The organism is Serratia sp. T13T92, assembly GCF_047530105.1.
Classification (GTDB): Bacteria; Pseudomonadota; Gammaproteobacteria; order Enterobacterales; family Enterobacteriaceae; genus Chania; species Chania fonticola.
The window spans coordinates 1-548 of the sequence record NZ_JBLJAK010000149.1 but is presented as its reverse complement, the minus strand read 5'-3'; the positions used below and the strand labels follow the sequence as shown (position 1 = coordinate 548).

1 protein-coding gene is annotated in these 548 nt (G+C 57.5%); it reads left to right on the top strand.

What is annotated here, in order from left to right:
* Nucleotides 1-548 (top strand): MobF family relaxase (gene mobF / locus ACMV5I_RS29665; protein WP_414825986.1); only part of this gene is annotated, 548 nt, incomplete at both ends.

Below are 548 nucleotides of genomic sequence, written 5' to 3'. Positions count from 1 at the left end.
TTGACGCACACAACCACGCGGTGGATACCGCTGTGAAGCAGGTGGAGGCACTGGCCTCGACGCGGGTGATGACCGACGGTAAAAGTCAGACCGAGTTGACCGGCAATCTGGTGATGGCGCTGTTTAATCACGATACCAGCCGTGACCAGGAGCCGCTGTTGCACACCCATGCCGTGGTGGCCAACCTCACCAGGCACGGTGATGATTGGCGCACGCTCAGCAGCGATAAGGTCGGCAAAACCGGCTTCATAGAAAACGTGTACGCGAACCAGATAGCCTTTGGCAAAATTTACCGCGCCACACTGCATCAGGATGTCACGGCGTTGGGCTATGAGACTGAGATAGTGGGAAAGCACGGCATGTGGGAACTGAAAGACGTACCGGTCGTCGAATTCTCCAGTCGCACTCAGGCGATTAAGGCGGCCGTAGGGGAAGATGCATCGCTAAAATCACGCGACATGGCCGCGCTGGATACGCGGCGCCCGAAAGAAAAGGTCGATCCAGAGCAACGGATGAGCGAGTGGATGCACACACTGAAAGCCACCGGC